Source organism: uncultured Mucilaginibacter sp., from assembly GCF_937859865.1.
GTDB lineage: Bacteria > Bacteroidota > Bacteroidia > Sphingobacteriales > Sphingobacteriaceae > Mucilaginibacter_A.
On the sequence record NZ_CALMAT010000030.1, the window covers coordinates 1 to 7,697 of the forward strand.

Annotated in this window: 7 protein-coding genes and 1 pseudogene; 4 read left to right on the forward strand and 4 right to left on the reverse strand. The window is 40.6% G+C overall.

All coding sequences use genetic code 11. The features are described 5' to 3' along the window. Positions 1-130 precede the first annotated feature (130 nt). Together Q0192_RS03490 and Q0192_RS03495 are read right to left on the reverse strand one after the other, a co-directional pair. Positions 131-535 carry a GNAT family N-acetyltransferase gene (locus Q0192_RS03490; RefSeq protein ID WP_299286139.1) on the reverse strand — a complete coding sequence of 135 codons (405 nt, stop codon included), beginning with the start codon at positions 533-535 and terminating at the stop codon, positions 131-133. Positions 536-563: 28 nt separating this feature from the next. Beyond that, positions 564-3,308, reverse strand: coding sequence for a bifunctional YncE family protein/alkaline phosphatase family protein (locus Q0192_RS03495; protein WP_299286142.1), 2,745 nt, complete (start codon positions 3,306-3,308; stop codon positions 564-566). A 171-nt stretch (positions 3,309-3,479) separates the two neighbouring features. Here Q0192_RS03495 and Q0192_RS03500 point away from each other — a divergent pair, with 171 nt between their 5' ends. The 3 genes from Q0192_RS03500 to Q0192_RS03510 all read left to right on the forward strand — a co-directional run bounded on the left by Q0192_RS03500 (position 3,480) and on the right by Q0192_RS03510 (position 5,053). Further along, positions 3,480-3,725 (forward strand): hypothetical protein, encoded by a 246-nt coding sequence (locus tag Q0192_RS03500; protein WP_299286145.1) that lies wholly within the window; start codon positions 3,480-3,482, stop codon positions 3,723-3,725. After that, the gene (locus Q0192_RS03505; protein ID WP_299286148.1) at positions 3,707-4,087 is read left to right on the forward strand and encodes a type II toxin-antitoxin system VapC family toxin; all 381 of its coding nucleotides are present in this window, start codon (positions 3,707-3,709) and stop codon (positions 4,085-4,087) included. The genes Q0192_RS03500 and Q0192_RS03505 overlap by 19 nt, the downstream gene beginning before the upstream one ends. A gap of 354 nt (positions 4,088-4,441) precedes the next feature. Continuing rightward, the gene (locus Q0192_RS03510) at positions 4,442-5,053 is read left to right on the forward strand and encodes a redoxin domain-containing protein (RefSeq protein WP_299286151.1); all 612 of its coding nucleotides are present in this window, start codon (positions 4,442-4,444) and stop codon (positions 5,051-5,053) included. Between the two features lie 118 nt (positions 5,054-5,171). On the opposite strand, the gene Q0192_RS03515 is transcribed toward Q0192_RS03510, so the two are convergent. Beyond that, positions 5,172-6,443, reverse strand: a complete 1,272-nt coding sequence (locus Q0192_RS03515; RefSeq protein ID WP_299286154.1) for a DUF2130 domain-containing protein — start codon at positions 6,441-6,443, stop codon at positions 5,172-5,174. A gap of 167 nt (positions 6,444-6,610) precedes the next feature. On the opposite strand from Q0192_RS03515, the gene Q0192_RS03520 reads away from it, so the two are divergent. Continuing rightward, positions 6,611-7,297, forward strand: a complete 687-nt coding sequence (locus Q0192_RS03520) for a class I SAM-dependent methyltransferase (protein ID WP_299286157.1) — start codon at positions 6,611-6,613, stop codon at positions 7,295-7,297. Positions 7,298-7,436: 139 nt separating this feature from the next. On the opposite strand, the pseudogene gltD reads toward Q0192_RS03520, so the two are convergent. Beyond that, positions 7,437-7,697, reverse strand: a pseudogene (gene gltD / locus Q0192_RS03525) (glutamate synthase); the annotation flags it as partial.

Sequence of the window (7,697 nt, forward strand, 5' to 3'; positions counted from 1 at the left end):
ACTTAACCACCGAACAAATCAAAAAATTAGATGCAGCCAGCGAAACGCCAACCATCTATCCGTACTGGCACCAACGGCAAAATTTAAAACTGAACCCGTTGCCTAAGTTTTATTAGGATAGATTTAATTGTTACTTTTTAAAAAACATCCCTTTTGATTGTGGCAACGTTTCTTCAAAGCTAAACTGTTTGTATAATTTGTCGGCATTTCCATCTGCCAACAAACTTATATAACAACTTTCAGGAAGCGCAATATCTATGTATGACTTTATCTTCTCCATAATTTTTTTACCTATCCCTTTACCTTGATATTCTGGTAAAACACAAATATCTACAACCTGACAAAAACAACCGCCATCACCAATAAGCCTTCCCATACCAATATATCCATCAAATTCATCTTTGGCAACCACTACATAAAGTGTATTGGATAAGCCAATTTTTGCTGCAACTGTTGATTTAGGAGACAAACCCGCCTTAACCCTTAATTGCTGATATACATCAACCGGGATTTCCTCTTCTACTATTTTTATCATAAATATTTAATTGTTGGTTTTTGAAGCATCAATCGTCGTCATCATCCAAATTCTTGCCTGCCAATTTAGCCGGATAAGCTTTGTTCCCTTTCCGATTAAACCATAAAATCCTATTTAATAAATCATCGTTGCCGCCATCCACATGGTCATATTCCGGCCGCATGGATTGTTTAGCGTAATACAACGCTTTGCCTTTTAACATCACCAGCCTCGGGTTCATTTCGTTCAACGGGATTTTGTTCGCCAATTTTTGATAGGTAAAAGAAGCATTGGCGCGATCGGCAAAACAGTTAAACATGGGCAAAGCGGTTGCATCCAGTAAATTCATCGGCGGGATGCCCAAAATCTGTTCGATAGAACGGACGACAGAAGTTTGGTTGTAATTGGTGGAAACCGTTTTTTGCAGATGGCTGTACGGACTAATTACAAAACCGGTGGTACGATAAGCGGAAACATGGTCCCAACCTGCTTGCGAATCATCTTCGGTTACAAAAATCACGGTGTTTTTCCAGAATTTACTTTTGGTAACAGCTTCCACAATCCGGCCCAAAGCCAGGTCGTTATCGGCAACCATGGCACGTGGCGTTGGCATCCCCGGACTTACTCCTCTTGTATGATCGGCAGACAAAGCCATCACCATTAGTTCCGGCAACTGGTCGCCGCCTTTGTTTTCGTAATCTTTTAATTCTTTAATAAAAGCCGTAGCCCGAACCTGATCGTTAATTTTTAAATAATCAGAACCCGGATAATTTTGCGAAAGCATTGGCCGAACACGCGAAATTGTACTTACATTTTTAAAACTCAAGGGTTTGCCAGCCTGGTAATTGTTGTAAATATTTGTCCACGAAAGTTTACTATCAATTTCCGGGATGCAAGCCTCGCCATAAATCCGAACATTTTTGCCATGATCGGCCGCGTTGTTCCAGATAAAACCTTTTTTATTGTAAACCATCGCATCGGTTTGCACATGCGGATAACTGCGGAACCAGGCACGCACGCTTTTCTCGATATAATCGGTAACCATCGCCGCGTCCGTCCATTGGTGCCCTTCCGCAGAGCATTTTCCCGAAGCATAATAATTGTCCATCAACACAAAGCTGTTTGCTATTTTATGCTGGTTTGGCGTGATGCTATCGCCGTAAATACACAATTCCTTTTGGCCGTTCCCTTGTGGCAAATCGCCCAAAACCTGGTCGTAAGTGCGGTTTTCTTTGATGATATACAACACGTGTTTAAAAACAGAAGGTTCGCCGATCCGTTCGGGCATTGGCCGTGCCGGCTGGTTTTTTCGAGGAGATAAACGTGCCAGTTCAGTTCGGAAATCCAAACTAAGTTCTTTTACTTTTCTGGTATAAGTTTTAAGCTGAGCGGCATCCGGTAAATCAATCACCGAAATGGTTGCTTTTTGATGGTGCGAATTGTACGAACCGCCGCTAATATTTGGCACCTCATTATCAATTGCTTTGCTTTCTTTGCGGATTTCTTTGCTGTTTACGCGTGCACCTTCGCCTTCCAAATTGGTTACAATCAGTTTATTTCCTATTAAAGCTAAACCGCCTGGATAAGCTTCCGTCGGGATAAAACCTTCGATGCTATTTTTACCGGTACTTTTTTGTGCTGCATTTGCGCCCAATTTTACAACCGCAATTGCGTTATCCATTCCGTTGGCAACATATAAATGCGAGCCATCTTCACTCAAAATTAAAGCGTTTGGTGTATCACCGATAAAGCCTTTTTCGCCCGGGTTGATTTGTACCGAAATATTCTCAACCACATTTAAACTTTGTGTTTGAATGACAGAAACATCATCGCTGTTGCCATTGGCCACGTAAACAAACTGGCCATCTTTACTGGTAATCAAATCGTTCGGGTGCAAACCAACTTCAATTTCTTTGACTGCTTTTCCATCATTCAACCCAAAAACAGAAACTGTTCCGGCTGCTGTTGCGCCCGTTTTCGGATCAACATAAACTTTTCCATAAGGTGCAGGTACGCCAGCTGTTTCTTTCGGATCGTTTTTAGTTGGCATCTTTCCGCCCCAATTGCTTACAAAAGCTTTACCGTTGGCAATTGTTAAACCATAAGGCGCAACGCCGGTTGCAACCGTCCAAATTGTTTTTTTGGTGTTCAAATCAATTTTTACCAATTGGTTATTGCCGTTTAAAACCACATACAAATAGTTGGTCCCGTTTTCGTTATTGATGGCAACTTCATTGGGCAAAGCCAGCGGCGAACCAGCATCCGGCTTAAATGCAAATGCTTCTTTTATCACTATATTTTTAGTGTCGAACTCCGCCTCAAACACAAAGGATTGATGATTGCTGTCATTTGCACCGCTCCAAAAAATTTCGGTTTTACCGTTTACATTTAACAGTTGGATGCCTGAATACGTGCTCATCATGCCTTTATATTTCGCATCGCTGTTGTACGTCCAACGTGCCACAATTTCGTTGGTTTCGTGGTTGATAACGGCAATTCCGTAACGGTCTTCCACAACCAAAAGCGAAGTATTTGGGATAACCTGCACATCCAAACTGTGGTTTTCAAACTCCGGGCTGCCAAAAACGATTACTTTACCAGCCGGATCAAGCAAGCGGTTGTAAGGCATCATCACCGGCAAAACGCGGTTGTTCAATGTGCTGTCATCATAACCAAAATGGTGGCTCAGTTTTTCCTGATCGGTTTGATTTTTAGGGCGGTAAAAGAAGTTGCAACTGCTGCAAACAACCAGATTCAATAAAATCAATACCACACAAAAGCGTTTTAAAAGCATATTTGGAAAATTACTGTTCAAAATTTTTGCATAAATATATTCGCTTTGTGTTAAGTTAATGTTGCTGTACTGCTTATTTTACAATGAATAGTTTTCAACCCTAATTCTTATTGTACATTCAATTATACCAAATCATCTTAAATTTAGTAAATTTGATTAAAGACATTAAAAATGTACAAACATACTTTTATACCCAACGAAAAAAACCACAGTATCAATTTGCCCAAAGAGTTTTATGGCAAAAAAGTGGAAGTAATTGTTACCGAAGCGGAGGAAGAAAAATCTGTGAAACCAGTTGTGAAGTTACCAGAAGGGAAAAAAGTATCTGTGGATCAATTATTGGAGACTTTTGGTTTTGATCCGAACTTTCCAACTTTAGAAGAAATACGCGACAAAGCTTGGACATCAAAATGGTAATTTTTGATACAACAGTTTTAATCGAATTATACAGAGGGAACCAAACGGTAAAAGATAATATCATAGCTTTTGGCAACGGGACATATTATATCAGTGTTATTTCAGTTGCAGAATTTTTGATTGGTGCGAGAGACAAAACAGACTTGATAAGGCTTGAAAAACATATTTCCAATTATACACCGCTTGCCATAAATGATCATATAACTAAAATCTTTATTGACCATTTTAAAACGTTTGCATTAAGCCATCGCCCAGGCATTGCAGATATGCTAATTGCTGCTACAGCTATTTATTATAATCTTCCGGTTTATACCCAAAATAAAAAGCACTTTCAATTTATTCCTGGACTTAAATTGATTTGACTTTACAAGATTACAAGTAAATTTAAATTAGTTTTTCGTTTTTCTTTCTATAAATCAATAAGTTACAAATTATTTTATCAATACTCTATAAACTTTGTAGATTATATATACATTTGTATTGTACAAAACAAAAAAGCTTATGGCAAAGCATTTTAACTTTCGCACACAATTATTGGCAACCTTGCAAAGCAGCAGCCGGATGATAATGCCGATGTGCCTATGTTGCTGTTGATACTTCTTTTATCGGCTATTTTTTCAAAAGCTTTTTAGCTTATTCCTAAAGAAGGAATGCTAACAAACCACAATCTTGTTTTCTCAATCAACCTGTCCCACATCCCTAAATAAAATATTTTTATGCTTTCTGTTGCTTACCAATTTCCTGTTTTCGATTTTTCTGAAATCATCCAAGAGCCAAAAATCGCCCAGAAATATCAACCGTTAAAACCATTACAAGCCGGCCAATTAACACCAAATTTAAAACTGGTTAACAAAAATGGCACTTGGCTTGGTGCTGCACGAATTAAAAATTACGAAGGCAGTGTGTTCCTCCAACAGCTTTTGAGCCAACCTTTGGTGATTAGTTTTTATGCCGAACCCTGGAACAAAAAAGGCATCCATATTTTAAAGAAGCTGAACGCGATTCATAACGATATCATCGCTGCTGGCGGAAATTTGTTGATTATTACTGCCGAAGGTCCGTTTACGCAGGCTGATGTGAACCGCAGAAACCGTTTTAACTTGAGCTTTTACCACGATGTAAACCACGAAATTGCCAAGCAGTTTAAAGTTTATGGTGATGAAGACCCGATCTGGAATAAATTTTCGGGCATTGATGTAAATGTGCCGCTATTGGCTACTTACGTTTTATCGCCAAAGGGACAAATTGTTTACGACCATATTGATACTGCTTTTAACGGCAAATTTCCTTCGGCCGAAATTATTAACGCTACCAAAAATGCAGGTTAAATTCTGTCAAAATACTTTTTCTTAGTTTTATTTTTGCAGTTTAGTTAGCAAAAAGCCTTGCCTTCTGGATGTGCAGAACGGCAAGGCTTTGCTGTTTTTAGGTGGATAAAAGAAGCATTTACTCCAGCAGCAAGTTGTCTGCTTCGCTGGTGAGGCTGAAATTAATCTGATCGCTGCCGGCAATCCCTTCAATAGAACCGCTTATGAAGGCTGCGTTTAATAAAACTTTTTCCAACTGTTTTTCTCTGGATTTCCATAATTTTTCCATCGCGTTGCGTTCTTGCTGAATAGATTGCTTCATGCTCATAAAACCTTCCTGTATCGCTTTCCATTGTTCGGAAAACTCGCTGCTGGTTAAATAATTGTACAGCAGGTGCATTTTGTCGCCGCGGTTTTCTTGTGATTTCATTACGTTAAAAAGCCTGATCACGCTATCGCGCAACACACTTGCCACCGCTTTTGCTTCTTCAAAAGAGCAAATCCAAACGCCGTCTTTTTCGCCAAAACACTCCATCCCTTTTGGGTAACATTGCGAAACAATCACGGCCACATCCACGCCCTGGCTGCGCATATCTTTTTTGAGTTTCTCAATCCAGTCGCCACCGAAATCTTTCGTCCGTTTACTTTCATAAATAATCCGTCCGCATTCCTGTCCAAACTGGTTGCGCACGGTTTGCACACAATCCGCGCCGCGGATGCCTTTCCCAACTTCGCTGATCACATCAAACGGGAAACTTTGCCGCAGCAATTCTTCCAAAATCAGTTCCTGCACTTCGCCTTGCAATTGCATTGAGCCTTGTTCAGCTTTGCGTTTCATTTCTTCGGCCAGCTTTTTCTGGTCGTCCAGTTGTTTTTCCAGTTCTTTTACGCGCAGTTGATGCTCGGTTTCTTTCAGGTTATTTTTTTCTGCTTCCTGCTTGCGAATCTGTTCGGCAATTTCGCCGCGCTGTTCCTGCAATTTGCGTTGCAATTGCAGTTCCATTTCGGCCTCTTTGTTTTTCAATTGCTGTTCGCGCTGCAAAAACTCCATTTCTTTTTGGCGCGAAAGTTTTAGTTTTTCTTCGGATTCTTTATTGGAATTTTCCAGCATCGCCAGTTTATTCTCAAAATCCGAAGCGATATTTTTGCGCAGTGTTTCTTCTAATTGCTGTTGCAGTTGCTTTTTTTCGGAAGCCAAACGTTCTTCAAAAACCAGGTTTTGCTGCCGCGATTTTTTATCAAATTCTTCCTGTTTGCGCAATAGCTCTTCCCTGATTTTCTGTGCTTCTTCATCTTTTTTGCTTTTGTAGGAAAGCATTTCCCGCTTCAGCTCTTTTTTATATTCCTCGGCCATCACTTCCTCAATCGGGAAAGCGTAACCACAACCCGGACACTTCACTTCTGTTGCCATTACTAAAATATTTGGCTGAAAGATAGGCAATCGGCAACAAACCTAAAACTTTGGTTTTTGATTTTACATTTCTAAAACGACTGCTTTTGCAAATGCTTCTTTTACTACCCCAATTTTTTGCCGGTAAAAACAGTATCAAACCACTTTTATAGTTTTACTTTGCGCCAATGGATATTTACGGCCAGGCTTTACAGGATTTTTACGCGCAGCAACCCGAAGAAAAATTGTGGCTGCACAACAATTACGGCGAGCCGGAAGAAATGCCCGTCGAAGTTTTTTTTCGGGAAGAAGCGGAAATGCCGGAAGCGGAATTAATGGCGTTGCAACTGTGCCGCGGAAAAGTGCTGGATATTGGTGCCGGAGCCGGAAGCCATGCTTTGGTTTTACAAAAACGCGGATTTGAAGTTACGGCTTTGGAAGTATCGCCCGGCGCAGCCGCTGTGATGCAAAAAAGAGGCGTAAAAAAAGTTGTTCAGCAGGATATTTATCAATACAAAACCGAAAAATTTGATACGCTGCTTTTGCTGATGAACGGTATCGGTTTAACGCAAAATTTAACCGAATTGGACCGCTTTTTACAACACGCCAAACAACTGCTGCTGCCAGGCGGACAACTCATCTTTGATTCTTCGGATATTTCTTATTTGTACGAAGACTTGCCGAAGCCTAAAACCAACTATTACGGTGAGATCCGTTATCAATATGAATACAAAAACCAGCGCGGCGACTGGTTTAACTGGTTGTACATTGACCCGAAAACGTTGCAAAAACAAGCCAAAAAGCAGGGCTGGAATTGCGCGATTGTTTACGAAGACGAAATGGATTTGTATTTGGCCACGCTGATTTTGGCTTGATTACGAATGCTTCTTTTATCGGTATAAATTTGGGTTGATTAAAAAAAGGACAGGTGCCTGACCCATCTTAAAGAGGAAAAGCCTGTCGCCTACCTTTCTGCCTTAAAACCTTTTACCTCAAAACCTTTCCCCTCCACACTTACAAATCCATCTGGTATTCGTTGATCGCGTCTTTACTTTCCAGTTCCGAGTGGCCCATCAAAAATTCATCAACTTTTCGGGCTGCTTCGCGTCCTTCGGAAATTGCCCAAACCACCAAAGATTGTCCGCGGCGCATATCTCCGGCAGTAAAAACTTTATTGACGTTGGTGCGGAAAACGCCTTCTTTGGCTTTAACGTTCTTGCGTTCGTCCAGCTCTATGCCTAATTGTTCCAACAAACCTTGGTGTTGAGGGTGCAC